At 64.9% G+C, this 23,909-nt stretch carries 17 protein-coding genes and 1 pseudogene; all 18 read left to right on the forward strand.

Going from position 1 to position 23,909, the window contains the following annotated elements; translation table 11 throughout:
- The first annotated feature begins 716 nt into the window (after nt 1-716).
- The 18 genes and pseudogenes from AC6CH2_RS12645 to AC6CH2_RS12730 all read left to right on the forward strand — a co-directional run bounded on the left by AC6CH2_RS12645 (nt 717) and on the right by AC6CH2_RS12730 (nt 23,907).
- Complete coding sequence (locus AC6CH2_RS12645; protein WP_498269550.1) at nt 717-1,598, forward strand: DsbC family protein; 882 nt, start codon at nt 717-719, stop codon at nt 1,596-1,598.
- 274 nt (nt 1,599-1,872) lie between these two features.
- The gene (gene purL / locus AC6CH2_RS12650) at nt 1,873-5,901 is read left to right on the forward strand and encodes a phosphoribosylformylglycinamidine synthase (RefSeq protein WP_498269551.1); all 4,029 of its coding nucleotides are present in this window, start codon (nt 1,873-1,875) and stop codon (nt 5,899-5,901) included.
- A 212-nt stretch (nt 5,902-6,113) separates the two neighbouring features.
- Nucleotides 6,114-8,624, forward strand: a complete 2,511-nt coding sequence (locus tag AC6CH2_RS12655) for an RHS repeat protein (protein WP_498269552.1) — start codon at nt 6,114-6,116, stop codon at nt 8,622-8,624.
- A complete protein-coding gene (locus tag AC6CH2_RS12660; RefSeq protein WP_498269553.1) occupies nt 8,621-9,298 on the forward strand; it encodes an Ig-like domain-containing protein in 678 nt (225 codons plus the stop codon). The genes AC6CH2_RS12655 and AC6CH2_RS12660 overlap by 4 nt, the downstream gene beginning before the upstream one ends.
- Nucleotides 9,219-12,431: an RHS repeat domain-containing protein gene (locus AC6CH2_RS12665; RefSeq protein WP_498269554.1), complete on the forward strand. Its 3,213-nt coding sequence runs from the start codon at nt 9,219-9,221 to the stop codon at nt 12,429-12,431. Before AC6CH2_RS12660 ends, AC6CH2_RS12665 begins: the two co-directional genes overlap by 80 nt.
- Nucleotides 12,428-12,955: a hypothetical protein gene (locus AC6CH2_RS12670; RefSeq protein ID WP_498269555.1), complete on the forward strand. Its 528-nt coding sequence runs from the start codon at nt 12,428-12,430 to the stop codon at nt 12,953-12,955. Before AC6CH2_RS12665 ends, AC6CH2_RS12670 begins: the two co-directional genes overlap by 4 nt.
- 89 nt (nt 12,956-13,044) lie before the next feature.
- A pseudogene (locus AC6CH2_RS12675) lies at nt 13,045-13,719 on the forward strand (RHS repeat-associated core domain-containing protein); the annotation flags it as partial.
- Between the two features lie 9 nt (nt 13,720-13,728).
- Nucleotides 13,729-14,235, forward strand: coding sequence for a hypothetical protein (locus tag AC6CH2_RS12680; protein WP_498269556.1), 507 nt, complete (start codon nt 13,729-13,731; stop codon nt 14,233-14,235).
- 611 nt (nt 14,236-14,846) lie between these two features.
- Nucleotides 14,847-16,517 (forward strand): type II secretion system ATPase GspE, encoded by a 1,671-nt coding sequence (gene gspE, locus AC6CH2_RS12685; protein ID WP_498269919.1) that lies wholly within the window; start codon nt 14,847-14,849, stop codon nt 16,515-16,517.
- A 135-nt stretch (nt 16,518-16,652) separates the two neighbouring features.
- The gene (gene xpsF, locus AC6CH2_RS12690) at nt 16,653-17,870 is read left to right on the forward strand and encodes a type II secretion system protein XpsF (RefSeq protein WP_498269557.1); all 1,218 of its coding nucleotides are present in this window, start codon (nt 16,653-16,655) and stop codon (nt 17,868-17,870) included.
- Nucleotides 17,871-18,100: 230 nt separating this feature from the next.
- Nucleotides 18,101-18,535: a type II secretion system major pseudopilin GspG gene (gene gspG / locus AC6CH2_RS12695; protein ID WP_057916903.1), complete on the forward strand. Its 435-nt coding sequence runs from the start codon at nt 18,101-18,103 to the stop codon at nt 18,533-18,535.
- Nucleotides 18,536-18,635: 100 nt separating this feature from the next.
- Nucleotides 18,636-19,121, forward strand: a complete 486-nt coding sequence (gene xpsH, locus AC6CH2_RS12700; RefSeq protein WP_498269558.1) for a type II secretion system protein XpsH — start codon at nt 18,636-18,638, stop codon at nt 19,119-19,121.
- A 26-nt stretch (nt 19,122-19,147) separates the two neighbouring features.
- Entirely contained in the window at nt 19,148-19,588 is a 441-nt protein-coding gene (xpsI, locus tag AC6CH2_RS12705; protein WP_435396196.1) for a type II secretion system protein XpsI, read from the forward strand.
- Between the two features lie 8 nt (nt 19,589-19,596).
- The gene (locus AC6CH2_RS12710) at nt 19,597-20,280 is read left to right on the forward strand and encodes a type II secretion system protein GspJ (protein WP_498269559.1); all 684 of its coding nucleotides are present in this window, start codon (nt 19,597-19,599) and stop codon (nt 20,278-20,280) included.
- Complete coding sequence (locus tag AC6CH2_RS12715) at nt 20,280-21,266, forward strand: type II secretion system minor pseudopilin (protein WP_498269560.1); 987 nt, start codon at nt 20,280-20,282, stop codon at nt 21,264-21,266. Before AC6CH2_RS12710 ends, AC6CH2_RS12715 begins: the two co-directional genes overlap by 1 nt.
- A complete protein-coding gene (locus AC6CH2_RS12720; protein ID WP_498269561.1) occupies nt 21,263-22,435 on the forward strand; it encodes a PilN domain-containing protein in 1,173 nt (390 codons plus the stop codon). Before AC6CH2_RS12715 ends, AC6CH2_RS12720 begins: the two co-directional genes overlap by 4 nt.
- Nucleotides 22,425-23,090, forward strand: coding sequence for a type II secretion system protein GspM (gene gspM, locus AC6CH2_RS12725; RefSeq protein ID WP_498269562.1), 666 nt, complete (start codon nt 22,425-22,427; stop codon nt 23,088-23,090). Before AC6CH2_RS12720 ends, gspM begins: the two co-directional genes overlap by 11 nt.
- Entirely contained in the window at nt 23,080-23,907 is an 828-nt protein-coding gene (locus AC6CH2_RS12730; RefSeq protein ID WP_498269563.1) for a type II secretion system protein, XpsN-like, read from the forward strand. The genes gspM and AC6CH2_RS12730 overlap by 11 nt, the downstream gene beginning before the upstream one ends.
- The last annotated feature ends 2 nt before the right edge of the window (nt 23,908-23,909 follow it).

The following is a 23,909-nucleotide window of genomic DNA, read 5'->3' on the forward strand; positions in this document are numbered from 1 at the left end:
GGCGGCACTGCCGCCTGCTGCTCTGAACGCCCGGCGCCCCTGCGCCGGGCCGGGGCACGTCCCGTCGGATTGCGAGCACCCCAACGAAGCGGCCGGCGGCACTGCCGCCTGCTGCTCTGAACGCCCGGCGCCCCTGCGCCGGGCCGGGGCACGTCCCGTCAGATTGCGAGCACCCCAACGAAGCGCCCGGCGGCACTGCCGCCTGCTGCTCTGAACGCCCGGCGCCGCTGCGCAGGGCCGGGCACGTCCCGTCAGATCGCGAGCACCCCAACGAAGCGGCCGGCGGCACTGCCGCCTGCTGCTCTGAACGCCCGGCGCCCCTGCGCCGGGCCGGGGCACGTTCCGTCAGATCGCGAGCACCCCAACGAAGCGGCCGGCGGCACTGCCGCATCGCCTGGGGGCTGACTGAACCCGGCCGGCGCCGCTGACCGTAGTTACGGGTCGCGGCTCGCGCCGCTCCTACAGGGGAAGGCGCGCGGCGGGGTCTTCGTTTGAGCGAGCTTCGGCGGCGATCGCGACTCGCGCCGCTCCCACCCTAGGCCCGGGGGGCGCGTCTCGGCCGACCACACCCCCAAACCGCGACTCCCATCGCCACTTCGCCGCGTGACTGCGGTTCCGGATCCGCGCTCGCGCGGCCGGCCGTGCCACAATCGGCAGAACCTATTCCTCGTCGAGCGGTCCAAGACCCCGACCTCAGAACGCCAAGGATTCGATTGATGAAGCGCATCATTTTCGCCGTGCTCGGCGCGATCAGCCTGTCCGCCTGTGCCCAGGCGCCGCAGGGCGCCGCCGCCAAGAGCGATCCGGCCGCTCCCGCCAAGACCGCGGCCGCCGCGAAGGGTTCGGCGCCGCAGGTCAAGGCCGGCAGCGCCGATGCGCTGGCCGTCGAGGCCATCCGCCAGCTCAACCCCAACGTCAGCATCGACAAGGTCGGCCCCTCGCCGGTGCCGGGCTTCCGCGAGGCGCTGGCCCAGGGCCAGGTCGTGTACGTCAGCGACGACGGCCGCTATCTGTTCCTGCCGGGCTCGGGCGGCGCGCTGTTCGACACCCAGGCCAAGAAGAACCTCAGCGAAAACAGCCTCGCCGGCATGCGCAAGGACCTGCTGAAGACCATCCCGGCCAGCGAGCGCATCGTCTTCGCTCCGGCCAATCCGAAGCACACGGTAACGATCTTCACCGACGTCGAATGCGGCTATTGCCGCAAGCTGCACAGCGAGATCGCCGAGTACAACCGCCAGGGCATCGCGGTCGAGTACCTGGCCTTCCCGCGCATGGGCATCGGCAGCGAGGACTACAAGAAGATGGTCTCGGTGTGGTGCGCGGTCGACCGCCGCAAGGCCCTGACCGACGCCAAGAGCGAGCAGGCCATCCCGAACAAGGACTGCAAGAACACCGTGACCATGCAGTACAACGTCGGCCAGCGCGTCGGCCTGACCGGTACGCCGATGATCCTGACCTCCGAGGGCATCCAGCTCGGCGGCTACGTGCCGCCGGCGCAGCTGCGCGAGGCGCTGGACAAGATCGCCGCCGAATCCAAGCCGGCCGCCTCGGGCGCCAAGCCGACCGCGGCCGTCGCCGTGCCGACCGGCGGGCGCTGAGCAAGACCCCGCGCCCGGCGTCCCGGCCAGGTTCGACCGCATCGCCGCCCATTGGGCGGCGATGTCGTTTCCGGGACAGCGTTTCGCGATCGGCCGGGCCGGCCCGAAAGCGGAACCGGCAGCGGCCGGGAATGGCAACGGCATCCCAGCGCGCCGAGGCAGGGGCCCGCGGACTGCCCCGTGGCCCGGTCGCCGCCCCGTCTAAAGGCCAGGCCGAAGCTCGCTGGCGGTTTTGGATACAATACCGGGCCCTGCGTTGCACGGTTCCCCGGACATGATCGTCCTCGAGGGCCATTCGGCCCTGTCTTCGTTCCGCCGCGAGCGTCTCCAAGCTCGACTGTCCGCCCTTCATCCGAGTATCCGTCTGCTCGATGCCTGGCCCGTCTACTGGGTCGAACCCGAGCCCGGCGCCGCGCCCGACGACGCGACCCTGCGCCGCATCCTCCAGGCCGAACCGCATGAAGCCGCCCGCACCGATGCGGCCGTCTCGCGCTACGTGACCCCGCGCCTGGGCACCTTGTCGCCGTGGGCGAGCAAGGCCACCGAGCTGCTGCGCGGCGCCGGCCAGCCGGTCAAGCGCGTCGAGCGCGGCACCCGCTACGACCTGGAAGGCTGGCCGAGCGACGCCGCCACCCAGGGCGCGCTGGCCAAGGTCCTGCACGACCCGATGACCCAGTCGCTGCTCGAAGCGCGCGACGACGCCGCGGCGTTGTTCGCCGTGCCGGCGCGCGGCGAGCTCGAACGCATTCCCCTCGACGAACTCGAATCGGCCAACGGCCGGCTCGGGCTGGCCCTGGCGGAGGACGAGATCGGCTACCTGCGCGAGCGCTATGCCGCACTCGGCCGCACCCCGTCCGACGTCGAACTGATGATGTTCGCGCAGGCCAACTCCGAGCATTGCCGGCACAAGATCTTCAACGCCTCGTGGACGCTCGAAGGCCGTGAACAGCCGCAGTCGCTGTTCAAGATGATCAAGAACACCCACGCGCAGACGCCCGAAAACACCTTGTCGGCGTACAGCGACAACGCCGCGGTGGTCGAAGGCTATCCGGCGCGGCGTTTCCGCCCGCAGCCCGGCAGCCAGGCTTATGCGGCCGAAGCGCAGGTGCCCTCGGCGTTCTGCATCAAGGTCGAAACCCATAACCACCCGACCGCGATCGCGCCGTTCCCGGGCGCCAGCACCGGTAACGGCGGCGAGATCCGCGACGAAGGCGCGACCGGGCGCGGCGGCCGTCCCAAGGCCGGCCTGTGCGGTTTCAGCGTTTCGCACCTGCGCATCCCGACCCTGCCGCAGCCGTGGGAAGGCGAGCGCGCGCTCAACCCGCGCATGGCGCCGGCCCTGGAAATCATGCTCGACGGCCCGCTCGGCGCGGCCGCGTTCAACAACGAATTCGGCCGTCCGAACCTGGTCGGTTATTTCCGCAGCTTCGAGCTGGCCGAGGGCGAGACCGGCGACGCCAGCCTCGCCCGCGCCTACGACAAGCCGATCATGCTGGCCGGCGGCCTCGGCGCGATCGACCGGGTCCAGGTCGCCAAGCTCGGCCTGAAGCCGGGGCATGCGGTGATCGTGCTCGGCGGTCCGGCGATGCTGATCGGCCTCGGCGGCGGCGCCGCCAGTTCGGTCGCTTCCGGCGACAGCGCCGAAGCGCTCGATTTCGCCAGCGTCCAGCGCGACAACCCGGAAATGGAGCGTCGCTGCCAGGAAGTGATCGACCGTTGCGTCGCCCTCGGCGAAGCCAATCCGATCGACAGCGCGCACGACGTCGGCGCCGGCGGTCTGTCCAACGCCATCCCCGAGCTGCTGCACGATTCCGGCCTCGGCGGCGTGATCGACCTGGCCAAGGTGCCGAGCGACGATCCCTCGCTGTCGCCGATGCAGCTGTGGTGCAACGAATCGCAGGAACGCTACGTGCTCGGCCTGCCGGCCGACCGCGTCGGCGACTTCGCCGCGATCTGCGAGCGCGAGCGCTGCCCCTTCGCCGTGGTCGGCTATGCGACCGCGCAAGAGCGCCTGGTGGTCGGCTATGGCGCGACGGTCGAGACGGTATATGGCGATAACCGCGTCGTCGATGCCGATTGGCCTATCGATTTGCCGATGGACCTGCTGTTCGGCAAGCCGCCGAAGATGCACCGCGACACCCGTTATCCCGCCGACGCGCCGTGGCCGGCGCTGCAGTGGGACGGACTCGACCTGCGCGAGGCCGGTCTGCGCGTGCTCGCGCATCCGACCGTCGCGGCCAAGAACTTTCTCATCACCATCGGCGACCGCACCGTCGGCGGCCTGGTCGCGCGCGACCAGATGATCGGCCCCTGGCAGCTGCCGCTGGCCGATTGCGCGATCACCTTGTCGGACTTCGACGGTTACGTCGGCGAAGCGATGTCGATCGGTGAGCGCACGCCGCTGGCCTTGCTCGATGCCGCCGCCGCCGCCCGCATGGCGGTCGGCGAGGCGATCACCAACCTGTGCGCCGCGCCGGTCGAATCGCTGAACCGCATCAAGCTGTCGGCCAACTGGATGGCGGCCGCATCGCATCCGGGCGAAGACGCGCTGTTGTTCGACGCGGTCAAGGCGGTCGGCCTGGAGCTGTGCCCGGAACTCGAACTGAGCATCCCGGTCGGCAAGGATTCGCTGTCGATGCAGGCGCAGTGGCTCGGGACCCGGGACTCGGAACTCGGGACTCGCGCAGGGCAGGCGGATGAAGGGCAGGACGGAGACGCGGCTGTTGCGAGTCCCGTCATGCACAAGTCGGTCTCGCCGGTGTCCTTGATCGTCAGCGCGTTCGCCCCGGTGGTCGACGTGCGCCAGCAACTGACCCCGCTGCTGTCGCGCGACCCCGACAGCGAGCTGTGGCTGATCGGCCTCGGCGCCGGCAAGCAGCGCCTCGGCGGCTCGGTGCTGGCCCAGTGCCATCCCGAAGCCGGCCGCGACGGCGGCCTGCCGGCCTTCGCCGGGGTGCCCGGCGAGGGCGCGCGCCACGAAACCGGCGTGCCCGATCTCGACAGTCCGCAGCGCCTGCGCGATTTCTTCGAGCTGATCCGCGACGCGCGCGAAGCCGGCCTGCTGCTGGCGTATCACGACCGCAGCGACGGCGGCGCCTTCGCCGCGCTGTCGGAAATGGCGTTCTGCTCGCGCCTGGGCCTCGACATCAGCCTCGACGGCTGGGGCGAGGATCCGTTCCGCACCCTGTTCAACGAAGAGCTCGGCGCGATCGTCCAGATCGCCGACGAGGACCGCGCCGAATTCGCCGACCTGGTCGCCCGCCACGGCCTGATCGATTGCGCGCAGCGCATCGCCAAGCCGACCACGGCCGCCGCGGTGCGGGTCAAGGAAGACGGCAAGGTCCTGGTCGAATGGCGTTGGGACGAGCTGTTCGATGCCTGGTGGTCGACCAGCCATGCGCTGCAGAAGCTGCGCGACAACCCCGAATGCGCCGACGAAGAGCGTGCGATCGCGCGCGACTTCAACGCGCCGGGCCTCAAGCCGAAGCTGAGCTTCGACACCGCCGAAGACGTCGCCGCTCCCTTCATCAACACCGGGGTGCGGCCGAAGGTCGCGATCCTGCGCGAGCAGGGCGTCAACGGCCAGATCGAAATGGCCGCGGCCTTCGACCGCGCCGGCTTCGAAGCCTTCGACGTGCACATGAGCGACCTGATCAACGGCCGCTTCCAGCTCGAGGACTTCAAGGGCTTCGCCGCCTGCGGCGGCTTCAGCTACGGCGACGTGCTCGGCGCGGGACGCGGCTGGGCCACCAGCATCCTCGAACGCAGCGCCCTGCGCGACGCCTTCGCCGCGTTCTTCGCCCGCGAAGACAGCTTCTCGCTCGGCGTCTGCAACGGTTGCCAGATGCTGGCCCAGCTCAAGCCGATCGTGCCCGGCGCCGAGCATTGGCCGGTGTTCTTGCGCAACCGCAGTGAGCAGTTCGAAGCGCGCCTGGGCCTGCTCGAAGTGGCCGAGTCGCCGTCGCTGTTCTTCCGCGGCATGGCCGGCTCGCGCATCCCGGTCGCGGTCGCCCATGGCGAAGGCCGGGCCCGCTTCGCCAGCAACCTCGATCAGACCGCGGCCAACGTCTCGCTGCGCTACATCGACGGCGACGGCCGCGTCGCCGACCGCTACCCGCTCAACCCGAACGGCTCGCCCGACGGCATCGCCGGCCTGACCAGCAGCGACGGTCGCGCCACGATCCTGATGCCGCACCCCGAGCGCACCTTGCGCAACGCCAACTTCAGCTGGTCGCCGCGCGACTGGAGCGGCGACTCGCCGTGGCTGCGCATGTTCCGCAATGCGCGGGTGTGGGTGGGGTAGGCCTGTGCAGGGGCAGAATTGTCCAGCCGTCAGTTGCATGCGGGCGCCCAAGGGGCGCCCGTTTTGCGTTGCGGGCCAATGTGCCTATGCGAGTCTCATCGCTTGAGTCTTCGCACATATAGCCTGCCGTATCGAAGCCGTGATAGAAAGTTCGCGAATCGACGTCGCGTGGCGACCGATCAGTGTCGGGCCAGGGAACCGGGGAGAAGGCCGTGCGTTATTTGTGTGGGGTGTTGTTGGCCGCTGTGTCCTGCGCGGCTGTCGCGCAAAAGGCGCCGTGGGAGGAGTACGACAAGTTCGTCAAGTCGGCACAGACGATCAAGACCGAGGGGCCGGGCTTGTTCGGCGATTCCGTCAACCTCTATACCGGGGCGACCAGCTTTACGGCGACGGATGTCTCTTTGCCGGGCAACAGCGGTTTGGTGGTGGCGCTTGGGCGGCGTTTTTCTGCGCAAAGCGACGCGCGCAATCGGCCTTTCGCGGATTGGGACTGGGATGTGCCCTATATCAGCGGCACTTTCAGCCGAAGCTCGGGCTGGGTCATCGGCGACATCCCGCCCGACGCGACGCCCAACCGTTGCTCCTCGCCGACGTCCCCTGAGACCGCGAGGCCGCCCATCGTCAAGGTGCTCAGTTCCACGCCAGGGCGCAGCGCGCCGGTCCAGGCCTGGGAGTATTGGAGCGGCTATCGCATGTCGGTAGGGGGCGCCGACCAGGAATTGCTCTTCGCAACGGCGCAGACCAAGCCTAAACCCACCGATGGCAAGATTTATCCCTGGGTCACCAACAAGTTCTGGCACTTGTCGTGTCTGCCCAATCTGCAGAGCGGACAGCCGGGCGAAGGCTTCCTCGCGCTCGCTCCGGATGGCACCCGTTATCGCTTCGATTGGATGGTTGCGCGACAAACCGACGACTTGGTCAAGCCTTTTGCGGGCGATGGCACCATCCTCAGCAGGCCGGTGCCGCGCGACGAAATCCGTCTGTATGCGACGCGCGTCGAGGATCGCTTCGGCAACTGGGTAGCCTACAACTGGAACGGCAATCGACTCGCGTCGATTACTTCCAGCGACGGCCGACAGCTCAACCTGACCTGGGAAAACACGAGCGGTTATGACCGGGTCACCAAAGTCGCGGCCAATACCACACCCGTGCGCGAGTGGAACTACGATTACTCGGCGTACGCGCGACTGACGTCCGTGACCTTGCCTGATGGCGGGCAATGGAAGCTCAATCTTTTAGAGATGTGGGGCGGGCCCTTTTACGAACAAGCCGAAGAAGTCATGGCCGACGGTCGCCGCGTGCCCGTCCAGGATAAGGCCTTGTTCTGCTCATGGATGCGTGTGCTCAGGCCGCTCACCCGAACCGCGACCATCACTCATCCATCCGGCGCGACTGGCGAATTCGTATTCCAGACAGTCCGCCATGGCCGCAACGCCGTTCAGTCCGAGTGTCTGCCGCCTCCGAATCTTGGCGGCACGCTGCCAGACAACCCCGAGCCAGAAGACACGCTGACCAGCATGGTGCCGGCACGGTTCGATGTGCTGGCGATCCGGACCAAGCGCATCACCGGACCCGGGCTCCCATCCGCGACTTGGAATTACGATTACACGACGCCGGTAGGAAGCTGGGAGGGCGAATGCACGAATTGCGCCACGACCAAGACTACGACGGTCACCGGGCCGGGCGGCGAGCGCACCGTCAATACTTACGGCGTCGTTTTCAACGCTAATGAGGGCCAGTTGCTGAAGACCGAAGTCTTCTCAGGCAACACGCTACTACGTACATCCGCTACCGAGTACCTGAGCAATGGCGCCGCGGAGCAGCAAAACGTATTCGCGCACCGCATGGGCGTCAGCCCGCAGGTTCGTTTGGACTCGTTCTCATCGGAAAGCCTGCGTCCGGTCATCGAAAGCTCAACCCAACAGGACGGGGCAACGTTCGCCAACAAAGTGACTGGCTTCGACGCCTTCGTCCAACCGACCAGCAGGACGGAAGTCAGCAGTTTGGGCTATAGCCGCAGCAATACGACCGAGTACTACAACGATCTGTCGAAGTGGGTCGTTGGCCAAGTCCTGAAGGAAACCAATACCAATACAGGCACAGTCGTATCGCAGACCGATTACGACCCGGCCACTGCTTTGCCGATACGCACTTACGCCTACGGAAAGTTGCAGCAGACCCTGGAATATTACCCGGATGGCACGTTGTCCAGTGTAAAGGACGGGCGCAACCTGAAGACCGGGCTTAGCAATTGGAAGCGGGGAATGCCGCAGACGATTCTTTTCCAGGACGGCACGAAGAAAGAGGTCGTCGTCGACAATAGCGGCTGGATCGCCTCGGTCACCGATGAGAACGGCCACGTGACGAATTACAGCTACGACCTGATGGGGCGCATGACACGCATCGTGTATCCCACGGGTGACGATACCGTTTGGAACGATACGGTCCTGAGTTTCGAGCAGGTCGCGGGAGTCGTATACGGGCTGCCTGCCGGGCACTGGCGCCATGTCGTAAGTACCGGCAATGGCAAGAAGACGACTCATTTCGATGCCTTGTGGCGGCCGGTGATCGAGCAGGAAGAAGATATCGCCGACCCCCAATCCACTGCCCGTTGGACGATGAAGTGCTACGACTCGGAGGGGCGGGTCACGTTCTCGTCCTACCCACGAAATCCGTTTACCGATGGTGTGCCTGCGTATGACTGTTCGGGGCTCGCGCCATGAGCCGTCGAGAGAAAGCGCCGGGTGGAACGAACGTTGTTTTCGGGGGAAGTATGACGCAGGGCGTGAATGTCGTAAGGCGGCGAAGCCGCTGTGGCAGCCTTTTCCGGCATGTCGGAGTTTGGGGGACGGCAGCTGCGCTCTGGCTACTGATGGGGTTGGCTGCGAATGCCGCCGGCACGCCGGCGATCACGATCTCGGTGAATGCGATCCCGAGCTATGAAGAGCCGGCGACCTTGGAGATATATGCCGAGGGATCCGGAGATGCCGGGATAGAGTGGATCACCCTTTCCCAAAACGGGGTCCAACTCATTAAGGTTTACGACTACGTCGTCGATAAAACAGTCACCGGTTTGCCTGCTGGTACTTATAATTTCACCGCCACGGCGAAAGATTTCGGCGGGCGCACGAATACGGTCGGCAAGCAGGTTGTGATCCAACCCGCGAATCAAGCGCCTACGGTAAGCCTGAGTTTGCCTGGAGGGACGCGGTACCTTACGCCTGCGAATATTACGCTTGCCTCCAACGCTGCCGACAGCGATGGCTCGGTCAGCAAGGTCGAGTATTCCGCTAATGGGACCATGGGTTGCGGCCTCGATGACGCCGCCTTTTACGGCGCAATGGAACGGTGCTGCGCCAGGCACTTATACGGTTGTAGCGACCGCTTACGACAATAAGAACAAGCACGGGAGTTCTGCGCCGGTTACCGTAGTTGTAGATACCGCCGGCGCGGAGTTCGTTGGGCAAAATGTGCCTGCCGGCATGGCGTCGGGAGCGGTCTATCCGGTTCGCGTGCAGATGAAGAACACCGGGAGCTCGGTATGGCGCAGCAGCGAAGGCTATAAGCTGGGCTCGTCCAACCCTGGCGACAATTATACGTGGGGTGCCTCTCGTATCAATCTGGCGAGCGACGTCGCGCCGGGACAGACCGCTGTATTCGATTTCAATGTGACAGCACCGACCACGGATGGCGATTACAACTTTCAATGGCGAATGCTGAAAGAGGGGGCGCAGTGGTTCGGTACCGCTTCCGCGAACCAGGTGATACAGGTGCGCACGCCGCCCGCATTGGCATCCGAGTTCGTAGCCCAGTCCGTGCCGGTGAACATGGTGCCGGGTTCTTCGCATGCTGTCAGCGTGCAAATGAGGAATATCGGTACCGCGACCTGGCGAAGCTCCGAAGCTATTAAGCTGGGCTCGTTCAATCCTTACGACAACGGCACCTGGAATATTGCGCGTGTTCCCGTGGCAGGCGACATAGCTCCCGGGCAGGTTGCGACCTTCAATTTTTCCGTTAGAGCGCCTGTTGCGGCGGGAGCTTATAATTTTCAATGGCGAATGCTGAAAGAGGGCGTGACCTGGTTTGGCGATCCCTCCGCGAATCAGGTGGTGCAAGTTCAGGCGCCACCAGCATCGTCTTTGTTGGGGGTACGAACTCGCTACGATGTGCTCGGTCGGGTGGTCAGCGTCAAGCAGGATTCTGAACTCGGAGTTTTGACTACGACTACCGATTACCTCAACGGGTTTCAGACTTCGGTTAAGAATCCGCGCGGCAATGCCACCTTGACAGCGTTCCAGGCGTTTGGCGCGCCCAGCTACGACGCGCCCGTTGTCATTAGCAGCCCAGAAGGTGTCTATACAGAGATCGCGCGAGACGTGTTCGGTAAGCCCACTTCGCTGCGCCGACGCAATGGCGATCAAAGTCTGTCGGCGTATCGTTATCTCGTCTATGACGTGCATCAGCGCCTGTGTAAGAGCATCGAGCCGGAAACCGGCGCCACGGTCACCGGGTACGACGACGCCGGCAACCCGGCGTGGTCGGCTGCTGGCTTGGCTTTGCCCAGTCCGAGCAGCTGCGATTTCATGGAGGCCTACTCGTCGGGCCGCCGTGTCGACCGCAGTTATGACAATCGCAACCGACTAGCGGCTTTAAGCTTCCCGGACGGCCGTGGCAATCAGACTTGGCTATACACCCCTGATGGTCTGCCCAGAGAGGTCACGACCAGTAACGAAGGTGCTGGGCTGGGCGTGGTCGTCAACACCTACAGCTACAACAAGCGTCGCTTGCTAAGTGCCGAATCGGTCAGTCAGCCGGGCGTGTATGCCTGGACCAGTGCCAATGGATTCGACAGCAACGGCAATCGCAGCCGTTACACGACTCCGGATGGATTGCAGGTCAACTATGCCAACAATGCGTTGGGCCAGCCGACAACCGTCAGCACGTCTTGGGGCACACACGCTTCAGGCATCGGCTACTACCCGAACGGCGCGATCAGGCAGTTCACCTACGGCAACGGTATCGTTCATTCGATGACCCAGAATGCCCGGCAACTGCCGATGTTCAGCGTCGACGCCGGGGTCATCGATTTTTCCACCGGGTACGATGCGAGCGGCAACGTCAGCAATATCTCGGATCGGCTGCGTGGCGATCACTACAGTCGATGGATGGGGTACGACAATCTGGATCGTCTCACTTCGGCGGGGTCGTGCAGCTTCAAGGGCGATTGCTGGCACCGTTTCACCTACGACGCGCTGGACAATATCAAGACCTGGTCGCTCGGTGGCGTAAAGAATCATCGCTATCTTTACAACGGCAATAATCAGCTGACCAATATTCAGAACGTCAATGCCGATGGCACTACTCCGTCGGTGGTCGGATTTGGCTACGACAACCAAGGCAACCTGGATAATAAGAACGGCCAGGCCTACGACTTCGATTTCGGCAACCGACTGCGCAAGGTGACCGGGAAAGAGATCTATCGTTACGACGCTTACGGCCGTCGAGTCGGTACAACGGAGCGTCCAGACACGACGTTCTCTCGGTCGTTCTACAGCCAGGCCGGTCAATTGCTGTTTCGCGAGGAGCACCATGTCGGAGAAGCAGAAAACGATAGCCACCCCGAGCTCAACATCCCGCATATCTATCTGGGCGGCAGCCTGCTCGCCACGGTCGAATGGAATCGTGCGACGGGCTCTGGTCAGGTCAAGTACCAGCACACGGATGCATTGGGAAGCCCGGTAGCGGTCACGAATGCTGCCGGGCAAGTGCTCGAACGTACCGAATGGGAGCCGTTCGGCGCAGCCATACGCGAGCCGGGCCAGTCGGCATATAACGGCGTCGGTTACACCGGTCATATGATGGATGGTGCGACCGGGCTGACGTATATGCAGCAGCGCTATTACGATCCGGGGATCGGTAGGTTCCTGAGTGTCGATCCAGTGACGGCTTTAACCAATGGCGATATGCGACACTTCAACCGCTACGCCTATGCGTATAACAACCCATACAAGTTCACTGATCCAGACGGGCGTTGTGGTGCATGCGATCGGTTCGGCGATCAATTTGCACAAGACGCAGCTGCAGGAAATATGGCGGTATATGAGCCGTTCGTGAAACCTGCGATTGCTGTGACCACTGCCATGCTTCCTGGTGGTCCTGTTGTGAGGGCATTGGTTGGAGCAGCTAGAACACTTGGGTCGAATCGTCCTTCGAATCAGAAATTGCCGGAGAGAATATATCGAGCTGGAACCGAGGGGAATCCTAATCATGTAAAAACGCGTGAAGGAGAGGAAGCGGTTTCCTTTAGAGATTCGTTTAGCAATCCAGCGAACAAAGAACAAGCGGTACTAACGCCTGGCAGAAATTACATCGAGGTTGACCCTTCAAAATTGCCGGCCGGAAGTGTCGTTGTTGATGGCGGAAAGACTGTTGGAGGTAAAGTAATGCCTGAAGGACACGTGTCGGTAAAGGCGACTCCTGAAGAAATTGTCAAAGCAACTGTCGGCGGTGGGAAGTTACCAAAACAATGAACGCATACGCAGAGACATTAGAGTTCATGGATGCTTTATCCGAGGTCCGTGGCATACTAAGAGACATCCACATTTTCATGGAAAAGAGTGGCCACTTTTCTAGCGTCTCAACCTCACTGCTCCCATTTTCTGGCCAAAGTTCATTCGACAGTTCAAAAAGAACGTCTTTGAATTTTTCTATTGATGGTGAGCTGAAGAACTGGGTTGATGCGAATAAGAAGGCGATTGGCTTTTCTCTAGTGGTTAGCCATTTTGAGGGAAAATGGACTTTGGAGTCTGAGTATGGATGGAGCGGTCAGGATGTCGGTTGGGACCCCATTGGTTCATCGAACTTTGTATACGAAACAGTCAGAGATCTAGTTTTTGATCTTAGTGCGGTGGCCGTGGATTTGCGTTCATCCGCACTAGAGTTCTTATCAGACAAAACCGACTTAAAGGGGACGGAGGAAATTAATCCAACTAAAGAACTAAAGGGGACGGAGGAAATTAATCATTCCGACAACAAAAGAAAGCCCGCTCGCTGAGCGGGCTTTGAGGCCATCATCCAGACCAGCGAGTTCGAGCCCTACGGCAAGGTGGTTAACCGGGACGAGGTCGACGGGTCGTTCATACTGGGCATTTGCAGGATGCCTCTTCGGGGCTGGCCTACATGCAGCAGCGGTATTACGATGCGGCTATCGGAAGATTTTTAAGTGTTGATCCTGTTGGTGTTGACGCGGGTAATGGTTGGAACTTCAATCGTTACAGCTATGCAGCAAATAATCCTTATAGGTTTACTGACCCGGATGGGAGGGCGATAGCCTGCGACGGGCAAAACTGTAATATTAAGTGTCAGGGTATCGAGTGCCTGCATGATTTTGCGGCGTATGGCGGAATGCGTGTGATACGCGATATTATTAATATCACGCAGATGTTATCTCCGGTCGCGCAGCAATCAGAGTCCGCGGAAGCTGAGGAAGCTTCTGCCGAGAACCCGGAAGAAATCACCAAGGTGGCGATAGATGGGCTGCGCAACGGTAAAAGTCCTGCAGATGGTCTGGCGGGTGAGCGCGGAGAGCTGCAGGGGAATGTAGAGGATGCGGACGCGGATTTTGATAACCTGGCGAGTGTGCCTGGCGCAGAGCTTAGGGATGAAAATAATATCAAGATGCCGGATGGTAGTAATGTGAATAGGCATAGTAGTACAAGACCTTATGCTGACGGTCCTGCGCAGGGATCGAAAACCATCAAGCATTATCCCGTTGGCTCAAAGGCTCCGGGAACAACTGTTAGTTATCCCGAAAAATGAGGGCGGCTAATGGAGGTTAATGATTTTATTGTTTCAATTTTCAGTGGGCGGTTTCCTCCGGAAAATCCATTGGTGCGAAATGATTGGCTTGGCGCGGCTTTTGATCGTAATAGATATGAGGCGCTTGCACCGGTATTTTTTTGGGATGCGCTTTTAAGCTGTTCGCGAGAAATTGCTTTAGAAAAAGAAGTTTTGATTGTTCCTAGGGAGGCAGTCGTAAGTCGGGGGGGTGCCGTGTCGCTATTGCCAGATCTCGCGGTGATAATGGGATATCTTGATGAAGAGGTAAGATTTCTGAAGGATCAGTATTTGGTTGGTGGGTCGAGGCGGTGGGCGTGTTTGCTCGACCAGGATGTTAGTCTGTTTGTCGGGGATGCCGATTTTTTTGGCGCATGCCTGCGGCGCGCGGGGGGCATCGCGAAAGTGCGAGAGCAGATGAGGGACGATTTCATAGGGCAGGTGCACGATAATTTTGGCTTGGGTGCCTATATTGATCACCTACTTGCTTGGGGCTGATTTCTCAGTTGCGCCACGGTGGCTGGTGGGCTGCACTTCGGTTGCCCGATCAAAAATGGGGGCGCTCATTTTTCGCCTCTCTGAGGAGTGTTCGAGGACAGACCGCCCGGCGCTCACTTCTCGCGATTTCCGCCGGGTGTCGTCTATACGGTGGAGTACGAAGACGGGGCGGCGAACGAAATTCACGAGAGCTGGTTGGAGGCCGTGCCGGCAGACTGACCGGCGACAGGCCGAGGCTTGCTGCCACGGCCCTTCGAAGCGAATGCAGCTCTTTACTTCGCCAGCTAGCACAGCACCACGGCACCGGCATGCCCGGCCAATGGCGTCCGCGCGAACAAAATGTGACTGATCTTTCAGTCCGTAACTGCCCCTGTTCATGAATCCGAAGTCCTGCGACTCGGGCCGGGCATCGTCACTCTCGCTTCGACGACTGTGCTTCATTCACCGTCGGCTACCCGGCCGGATCCGGGCTGGTCGAGACGGCGAACGAAACTGCTAAAGTCGGGAATCACGCGCAGGAGGGTGACGTGAACGCAGTAGCCACATCCAACGAACCGACCGCCCAGGCAGTACCGGCGGGCGGGGACGCCCAGGCCACGGTCGATCTTCGTATCGTCGACGCCCTGCTGGCGAAGGGGCGCCTCAAGGAGGCCGACCTCGTGCGCGCGCGCCGGCTCCAGGAGGAAACCGGCGGCAGCCTGCTCGCGTTGCTGGCGCGGCTCGGGCTGGTGTCCGAGCGCGATCACGCCGAAACCGTGGCCGCGGCGCTCGAGTTGCCCCTGGTCAGCATCAAGGACGCGCCCGAGCTGCCGCCCGAAGGGGTGGCGCTGACGCCCAAGTTCATGAAGCAGTTCGCGGTCTGCCCGGTCGGCGAGGGCGAGCACCACGTCGACGTGCTCATGGCCGATCCGCAGGACCTCTACCAGCTCGACGCCCTGCGTCTGGCGACCCAGCGCGAGGTCCGTCCCTACGTGGCCCTGCGCTCGGAGGTCGGCGACCTGGTCGAGCGCTGGTACGGCCAGGGCCGCAGTGCGATGGGTGCGATCGTCGAGACCGCCGAAGGCGAGGGCGCGGGCGATCTCGACGACGTCGAGCACCTGCGCGACCTGGCTTCGGAAGCGCCGGTGATCCGGCTGGTCAACCTGGTGATCCAGCGCGCAGTGGAGTTGCGCGCCTCGGACATCCATATCGAGCCGTTCGAGAACCGCCTGAAGGTGCGCTACCGCGTCGACGGTGTGCTGGCCGAGGGCGAAAGCCCGCCGGCCAACCTCACCGCGGCGGTGATCAGCCGCATCAAGATCATGGCCAAGCTCAACATCGCCGAGCGCCGCCTGCCGCAGGACGGCCGGATCATGTTGCGGGTGCAGGGCAAGGAGCTCGACCTGCGCGTCAGCACCGTGCCGACCGCGCACGGCGAATCGGTGGTGATGCGACTGCTCGACCGCGAGACGGTGGTGTTCGATTTCTACAAGCTCGGCTTCACCGACGAGTTCCTGCCGCAGTTCCAGAAGGTGCTCGACCAGCCGCACGGCATCATGCTGGTGACCGGCCCGACCGGTTCGGGCAAGACCACCACCTTGTATACGGCGCTGAGCAAGCTCAACACCAGCGACGTCAAGATCATCACCGTCGAGGACCCGGTCGAATACCAGATCGAAGGCATCAACCAGATCCAGGCCAAGCCGCAGATCGGCCTGGACTTCGCCCATGCGCTGCGTTCGATCGTCCGCCAGGACCCGGACATCATCATGATCGGCGAAATGCGCGACCTGGAGACCTGCCGCATCGCGATCCAGTCGGCGCTGACCGGCCACCTGGTGCTCAGCACCCTGCACACCAACAACGCCGCCGGCGGCATCACCCGTCTGCTCGACATGGGCGTCGAGGATTACCTGCTGACCTCCACGATCAACGGCATCCTGGCCCAGCGCCTGGTGCGCCGCCTCGAGCCGACCCATGCCGAGAAATACCTCGCCTCGCCCGAGGAAATCGAAAAGTTCAACCTGCGCCGCTACCAGCCCGAGGGCGACATCTACCTGTTCCGCCCGCGCGGTTCGGCGCTGGCGCCGAGCGGTTACCACGGCCGCACCACGATCATGGAATTCCTGGTCATGAACGACGAGCTGCGCCGCGCGGTGATGCGTCACGCCGGCATGGGCGAGATCGAGCAGATCGCGCGCGAAAGCGCCGGGATGCGCACCATGTACGAGGACGGCATCGTCAAGGCGCTGGCCGGCCAGACCACGATCGAGGAAGTGTTGCGGGTGACCGAGGATGCGTAAGCGCTGGAGCGGCGGGACTCGGGACTCGGGACTTGGGACTCGCAAGAGCCCGATTCGCGTGCGCCCCCACTCGCCGCTGCGATCCTGAGTTCGAGTCACGAGTCACGAGTCCCGAGTCCCGAGTCCCGAGTCCCCATGCCTCTTTTCCACTACAAAGCCCTGAACGCGCGCGGCGAACTGCTCGATGGCCAGATGGAGGCCGCGAGCGGTACCGAGGTCGTGCAGCGCCTGCAGGAGCAGGGGCATTTGCCGGTCGAGGCCAAGCTGGCCTCGGAGGCGGGGGCGTCGTCGTCGTGGAAGGCCTTGTTCAAGCCCAAGCCCTTCACCGGGGCGCGGCTGGTGCAGTTCACCCAGCAGTTGTCGACCCTGCTCGGCGCCGGCCAGCCGCTGGACCGCGCGCTGACCATCCTGCTCGACCTGCCCGAGGACGACACCGCCAGGAGCACGGTCGCCGACATCCGCGACGCGGTGCGCGGCGGCACGTCGCTGTCGGTCGCGCTGGAACGCCAGCACGGCACCTTCTCGCGCCTGTACATCAACATGGTCCGGGCCGGCGAGGCCGGCGGCAACCTGCATGAAACCCTGTCGCGGCTCGACGACTATCTAGAACGCAGCCGCGTGCTGCAGGGCCGGGTCATCAACGCGCTGATCTATCCGGCGATCCTGATGGTCATGGTCGGCGCGAGCCTGCTGTTCCTGCTCGGCTACGTGGTGCCGCAGTTCGGCGCGATGTACGAAAGCCTCGACGCCGAGCTGCCGATGTTCACCCAGGTGGTGCTGTGGCTCGGCCTGTTCGTGCGCGACTGGTGGATCGTGTTGATCGCGATTCCCGCGGTCGGCTTTCTCTGGTTCGACCGCAAGCGCCGCGACCCTGCGTTCCGCGAGGCGCTCGACGCCTGGCTGCTCAAGCGCAAGTTCGTAGGCCCGCTGATCGGCAAGATCGAGACCGCGCGCCTGGCGCGCACCTTGGGCACCCTGGTGCGCAACGGCGTGCCCTTGATGACCGCGATCGGCATCGGCCGCAACGTGCTCAACAACCGTGTCCTCGCCGCCGACGTCGATGCCGCCGGCGAAGACGTCAAGAACGGCGTCGCGCTGTCGACCGCGCTCGGCAAGGGCAAGCGCTTCCCGCGCCTGGCCCTGCAGATGATCCAGGTCGGCGAGGAGTCCGGCGCGCTCGATGCGATGCTGATGAAGACCGCCGAGACCTTCGAGCAGGATACCGGGATGGCCCTGGACCGGATGCTCGCCGCCCTGGTCCCGGTGGTCACGGTGGTGCTGGCCGGCATCGTCGCCACGGTCGTGATGGCGGTGCTGCTGCCGCTGTACGACCTCACCAATGCGATCGGTTGAGCCCGGCGGTGTCGGTGCCGGCCTGCCGTCGTCGCGGACCGCCCGTTCATGCCGCGCGCTTGAACGCCGGCTGTACCGGCAGCCGATTCGCGCGAACTTTCGCCGATCGGCGCGGAACAGAATCCTATGCAGTCCCTCGGATGCGAGCGACGGCTTCGACCCCCTTGCCTTGTCCCGGCCGTTGAAGCACAACCTCTGTCCAGAACCCACCACTATGGATGATCACTGAGATGCGCAATCCCCGTTCGATTACCCGTTCCCCGTCCCCGGCCGGCCAGCGCGGTATGAGCCTGATCGAGATCATCATCGTGATCGTGCTGATCGGCGCAGTGCTCGCCTTCGTCGGCAACCGCGTGCTCGGCGGCAAGGACCGCGGCGACTACAACCTCGCCAAGGGCCAGGTGCAGACCCTCGCCGGCAAGATCGACTCGTTCCAGATGGACACCGGCCGTCTGCCGGGTTCGCTCGAGGAACTGGTCAAGCAGCCGGCCGACGCCAACGGTTGGCTGGGGCCGTACGCCAAGGAAACCGAGCTGAAGGACCCCTGGGGCCACGCGATCGAGTACCGCCAGCCGGGCGAAAGCGGTCCCTACGATCTGGTCAGCTACGGCAAGGACGGCAAGGCCGGCGGCAGCAGCGTCGACGGCGACATCAAGAACAACTGAGTAAGCGCCTGCGATGACACGCCTGCGGCACAGGCCCTCCGCCGGAGGGCGGGGGGACCGGGTCGGGGCGAACGCCGTCCGGTGCGCTCTTGCGTGCGCGATGCGAGCGAGTCGCGCCAGCGGCCCGTCGCGGCCGGCTTCGATGCGCGGCATGTCGTTGCTGGAAATGCTGTTGGTGATCGCCCTGATCGCGGCGATCGGCGTGTTGACCGTCGGCATGATGAGCGGCGGCATGAGCGGCATGCAGCTGCGCTCGGCGTCCAAGGAAATCGCTTCGCAACTGCGCTATACCCGCAGCCAGGCGATCTCGACCGGGCGCTCGCAGACATTCACCATCGACCCGGCCGCGCGCACCTGGACCGCACCGAACGGGCGCAAGGGGGATATTCCCAAGGCGGTCGGCGTGACCTTCACCGGCGCGCGCGAAGTGCAACCGCGCCGCGGCGAGGGCGCGATCCTGTTCTTCGCCGACGGCGCCTCCACCGGCGGGCGGATCAAGCTCAACGTCAAGCAGGCAGCTTGGAACGTCGACGTCGCTTGGTTGACCGGCGAGGTCAAGCTCAAGCGCGGCGAGGCGCCGCGATGAAAGCGCCCGTGTGCGCATCGATGCCCATGCGCCTGCGGCGTCCGCTCTCGCAACGCCGCGAGCGCGGCTACACCTTGCTGGAGGTGATCGTCGCCTTCGCCTTGCTGGCGATGGCGTTGTCCTTGTTGCTCGGCACCTTGTCGGGCGCGACGCGCCAGGTGCGCTGGTCCAGCGATGCCGGCCGCGCCGCGCTGTACGCGCAATCGCTGATGGATCAGGTCGGGGTCGGGCAACCGCTCAAGCCCGGCCAACGCAGCGGCGAGTTCGAGAACGGCCGCTATCGCTGGACTCTCGGCGTGGCGCCGTGGCGCGACCCGATGCCGGCCTCGTCGCAGCCGATCGATCCGAATGCGATGCGCATGTTCGAGGTCCAATTGGCGGTGGAGTGGGGCGAGGGCGGCGGCGGTCGCCGCTTGCTGCTGCGCACCCTGCGCACCGCAGCCGCCTCCAACGAGGTGCAGTTCTGATGGCGCGCATGGCTGGTCCGATGAGGGCGGTGCACGGCACCGCTACGCCTCGCCGTGCGCGCGGTTTCACCCTGATCGAAGTGCTGCTGGCGATGGTGTTGCTGGTGGCCGGCCTGACCCTCGCCTTCGCCACTCTGTCGGCGGCGACCAAGACCGCTTCGCGCGGCGAGGCCCTGGCCCAGCGCAGCGAGCGCGAGCGCGCGGTCGAGGGGTTCCTGCGCAAGCGCATCGCTGCGACCCGGCCGATTCCGTTCGCGTTCGACCAGAGCACCGCGGTGCCGCAACGCTTCGTCGGCGAGCCGGACCGCCTGCGTTTCGTCGCCGACCTGCCCGATTACCTGGGCCAGGGCGGACCGTATCTGCACGACTTCGTGATCGAGGGCGATGGCGATCAGGCCCGCATCCTGCTGTCCTTGTCGATGGTGCTGGCCGGCGAAACCATCAAGGAGGCACGCGAGCGTCCGCCCGAGTTGCTGGTCGAGGGCCTGAAGTCGGCGCGCTTTCGTTATCGCTCGATGGATCCGCAACGCGGCGAACTCGGAGAGTGGCAGGAGCGCTGGCAGACGCCGGAGCAGTTGCCCTTGTTCGTCGAAGTCACACTGACCGATCGCGACGGCCGCGCCTGGCCGCCGCTGGTAGTGGCCCTGCCGCTGGCCAGCGCGACGGCCGGCGGCTTCGTGCCGGAGCTGTAATGCGGACGATCCGAGCCACCAGGACGACAGCAGACGGCATCGTGCGGCGCGCGGCGCAGCGGGCGGCATGCGTCGGAAAACCTCGCGATGCGACGATCGCGTCTCGACGATCGCGCGGTGCGGCGCTTCTTCTGGTGCTGTGGGTAATCGCCCTGTTGACTGCGCTGATCGGCGCATTCGCATTGTCGGCGCGCACCGAGAACCTGCAGGGGCGGGTGCTGGTGCGCGGCCTGGTCGCGCAGAACGCCGCGCGCGCCGGGCTCGAATACGCGATGACGCGGGTGGCGATGACCGACCCCAAGCTGCAATGGCAGCCCGACGGACGCCCGAACCCGTGGCGCTTCGGCGAAGCCAGGCTCGAGATCAAGATCGTCGACGAGAACGGCAAGGTCGACCTCAACCAGGGCGATTTCGCCTTGTTGACCGCGTTGATCCAGGGCGTGGGCGGGATGGAGCAGGGCGAGGCCGCGCGCCTGGCCGCGGCTATCCTCGACTGGCGCGATGCCGACACCTTGACCCAACCCGCAGGCGGCGCCGAAGACGCCGACTACGCGTCCGCCGGCCGCCCTTACGGCGCCAAGGATGCCGAATTCGAAAGCGTTGCAGAGTTGGAACAAGTGCTGGGCATGACGCCGGCGCTGTATGCCAAGATCGAGCCGCTGGTCACGGTTTACAGCGGTCGTACGCGCCCGGAGCCGGCGTTCGCAGCGAAGGAAGTATTGGATGCTATGGGAATGAACGGCGCCCAGCTCGTAGAGCAACGGCGCAGAACGCCGCCCGGGTCACAGTTGACGGGCGCGCAAGTCGGCGGCGAACTCGCCGGTCTCGTCGGCGAACGCAGCGGCACCTATAGTATCGACAGCCATGCACGGCTAGCGGATGGCCGTGAATCGGTATTGCGAGTGGTTGTGCGTGCAGGGGGGAGTTCCGTTCCCGGAATGGCCTATACACCGCTGCGTTGGGAGGAGGGAGCTTCGTCACGATGAACTCGCAGGTTGCCGAAAGCCGGTTGGGGGAAAACCGGTTCAGACGTTTGAGCGCGCGCTTCGCACCCGGGGCGGGCGGCTTCTTTTCCTGGTGGGGCCGCACCCTGGCCTCGTGGCTGCCGTTGCGCATGCGCCAGGCCCTGGGCGTGGATCGCGGCCGCCTGCTGTTGCAGGTCGACGGCGACAGCGTGCGCCTGCGCCTGCAGCAGGCCAACGAAGTGCGCGACCTGGCCGCGCTGCCGAGCCTGGCCGACCTGAATGCGCCGGCCGGCGGCGTCGTCGCCGATCCGCTGGCGCCGTTGCTGCCGCCGCGCGTCGGCGACCTGCCGCGCTGGCTGCTGTTGCCGCCGGCCGCGAGCCTGCGCCGCCGCCTTACCCTGCCGGCCGCCGCGGCCGACCGCCTGCGCGATGTGGTCGGCTTCGAGATCGACCGCCAGACCCCTTTCACCGCCGATGCCGTGGCCTACGACGCGCGCGTGCTGGCCCGCCGCGACAGCGACGGACAGCTCGACGCCGAACTGGTGGCGGTGCCGCGCCAATCGCTGGACCCGCAGCTCGCCGCGATCGGCCCGCTCGCTTCGACCCTGTCGGGGATCGAGGTCGCCGGCGCCGACGGCGTGCCGCTCGGGGTCAACCTGTTGCCGCCATCGCAGCGCCGCACCCGCAGCGACCCGTTCCGTTACTGGAACCTGGCCCTGGCCGCGGTCGCCGTGTTCGCACTCGCCGCGGCGATGTGGCAAGTGCTCGAGAACCGCCGCGAGGCCAGCCGCAGCCTGCAGCAGACCATCGCCAAGAACGCCAACGCCGCGCGCCAGGCCGCGACCCAGCGCCAGTTGCTGGTCGACTTGATCGACGGCCAGGCCTTCCTCGACCGCACCCGCGCCGCGCGCCCGAGTACGGTCGAGGTGATCGACGAACTCAGCCGCCGGCTGCCCGATTCGACCTATCTGGAGAAGCTCGCGATCGAGGACGAGAGCCTGTTGATGATCGGCCTGAGCCGCGAGGCGTCGTCGCTGATCGGCAAGCTGCAGGGCACCAAGCTGTGGCGCTCGCCGGCGCTGACCGGCGCGGTCCAGCCCGACCCGGCGACCAGCCGCGACCGTTTCACCCTGACCGCCGAGATCGGTCCGCCGAAGCAGCAAACCCCGGGGGCCGCGCGTGAGCAGTAATTGGCGCACCTGGGCCGCCGACCGAGAGCGCTGGCTCGCGCTGGGCCTGTTGCTGGCCGCGCTGGCGATCGCCTATGCGGTGCTGGTCCACCCGTGGTGGACGGTGCCGATGATGGAGGCCGGCGAACAGATCGACCGCCTGCAGGAGCGCGAACTGCGCCAGCGCATGGAGCTCAAGCAGGCGCCGCAGATCAGCCTGCGCCTGGAGGAAGTACGCAAGCTGCAGGCCAGCCGCCCCGGCTTCCTGCCCGAGGCGACCGCCGAACTCGCCACCGCCGGCCTGGTCCAGCGCCTGGAGACGGTGGTGCTGGAGGCCAGCCCCGGCAACCGCAGTTGCGGCATCGTCAATCGCTCGCCGCTGGCCGAGCCGCGACGCGACCGCTACGCGCGCGTGGTGGTGCAGGTGCGCCTGCGCTGCGGCGCGCCCGAGACCGCCGCGGTGCTGCATTCGCTGGAAAGCGGCTCGCCGCGGCTGTTCGTCGGCAACCTCAACCTGCTGTCGACGCGCGGCTATTTCGTGCCCGGCACCGCCGGCCCGGCCAACGACGGCGGCCTCGACGTCAGCTTCGATCTGTACGGCTACCTGCGCCCGAGCCCGGCGCCGGCGGCCGCTCCCAACGCCAACCCCGCGGCGGTGACTTCCAATGCGCCTTGACGACGCCAGCCCGCGCACCTGGCTGCTGGCCACCGCCGCCGGCTGGGCGCTGTTGACCTGGGTGCTGGCGCTCGCCGGCATGGGCCGCAGCGTCGATCCGCTCGACGAAGACCCCAGCCTGGTCAAGGCGCTGCCGCAGGTGCGCAAGAGCGCGCCCGACACGCTCGGACCCTTGAGCAAGTACGCCGAGATCGCCGCGCGTCCGCTGTTCGTCGACGACCGCCGGCCCAAGCCGTTCTTCATGCAGGGCAAGGGCGAGGGCGAAAACCAGGCGGCCGCGTTCGATTACCTGCTGACCAGCGTGTTGATCACCCCGCAACTGTCGATGGCCTTCCTGCAGCCGGCCGACGGCAGCGAATCGGTGCGGGTCAAGCTCGGCGAAGTGCCCGAGTCGCACCCGGCCTGGCGCCTGACGTCGCTGGAGCCGCGTCGCGCCGTGTTCGAAGGGCCCGAAGGCCGGCGCGAACTCGACCTGCGCATCTTCAACGGCCAGGGCGGCGAGCCGCCGACCGCGATCGCCGCGCCGCAGCCGGGCACCGGGCCGCAACCGGGCGCGCGTCCGATGCCTCCGCCGCCGATACCGCCGCCGTCGCCGCAACCGCAGTCCAATCGCGTCCCGAACATCTCGCAGGTGCCGCCGGCCCCGCAGATGCCGACCCCGCAGAACAAGCCCAACGAAGCCGGACCGACCGACAACAACGCATCCGCCCCGCTCACCGAGCAGGCGCAGATGGAAGCCATCCGCAAGCGGATCGAAGCGCGTCGCGCGCAACTGCGGCAGCAACAAGCCGCTCAACCACCGGCCAACACGCCGTAGAG

The organism is Lysobacter sp. GQ73 (assembly GCF_059758755.1).

What these genes read in the sequence shown, in the direction of transcription:
- purL (WP_498269551.1), top strand. Translation starts at nt 1,873, where the DNA reads ATGATCGTCCTCGAGGGCCATTCGGCCCTGTCTTCGTTCCGCCGCGAG.
- AC6CH2_RS12660 (WP_498269553.1), top strand. Translation starts at nt 8,621, where the DNA reads ATGAGCCGTCGAGAGAAAGCGCCGGGTGGAACGAACGTTGTTTTCGGG.
- AC6CH2_RS12715 (WP_498269560.1), top strand. Translation starts at nt 20,280, where the DNA reads ATGCGGACGATCCGAGCCACCAGGACGACAGCAGACGGCATCGTGCGG.
- xpsF (WP_498269557.1), top strand. Translation starts at nt 16,653, where the DNA reads ATGCCTCTTTTCCACTACAAAGCCCTGAACGCGCGCGGCGAACTGCTC.
- AC6CH2_RS12670 (WP_498269555.1), top strand. Translation starts at nt 12,428, where the DNA reads ATGAACGCATACGCAGAGACATTAGAGTTCATGGATGCTTTATCCGAG.
- AC6CH2_RS12710 (WP_498269559.1), top strand. Translation starts at nt 19,597, where the DNA reads ATGGCTGGTCCGATGAGGGCGGTGCACGGCACCGCTACGCCTCGCCGT.
- AC6CH2_RS12680 (WP_498269556.1), top strand. Translation starts at nt 13,729, where the DNA reads ATGGAGGTTAATGATTTTATTGTTTCAATTTTCAGTGGGCGGTTTCCT.
- AC6CH2_RS12645 (WP_498269550.1), top strand. Translation starts at nt 717, where the DNA reads ATGAAGCGCATCATTTTCGCCGTGCTCGGCGCGATCAGCCTGTCCGCC.
- AC6CH2_RS12665 (WP_498269554.1), top strand. Translation starts at nt 9,219, where the DNA reads ATGACGCCGCCTTTTACGGCGCAATGGAACGGTGCTGCGCCAGGCACT.
- AC6CH2_RS12720 (WP_498269561.1), top strand. Translation starts at nt 21,263, where the DNA reads ATGAACTCGCAGGTTGCCGAAAGCCGGTTGGGGGAAAACCGGTTCAGA.
- AC6CH2_RS12730 (WP_498269563.1), top strand. Translation starts at nt 23,080, where the DNA reads ATGCGCCTTGACGACGCCAGCCCGCGCACCTGGCTGCTGGCCACCGCC.
- gspG (WP_057916903.1), top strand. Translation starts at nt 18,101, where the DNA reads ATGCGCAATCCCCGTTCGATTACCCGTTCCCCGTCCCCGGCCGGCCAG.
- xpsI (WP_435396196.1), top strand. Translation starts at nt 19,148, where the DNA reads ATGCGCCTGCGGCGTCCGCTCTCGCAACGCCGCGAGCGCGGCTACACC.
- xpsH (WP_498269558.1), top strand. Translation starts at nt 18,636, where the DNA reads ATGCGAGCGAGTCGCGCCAGCGGCCCGTCGCGGCCGGCTTCGATGCGC.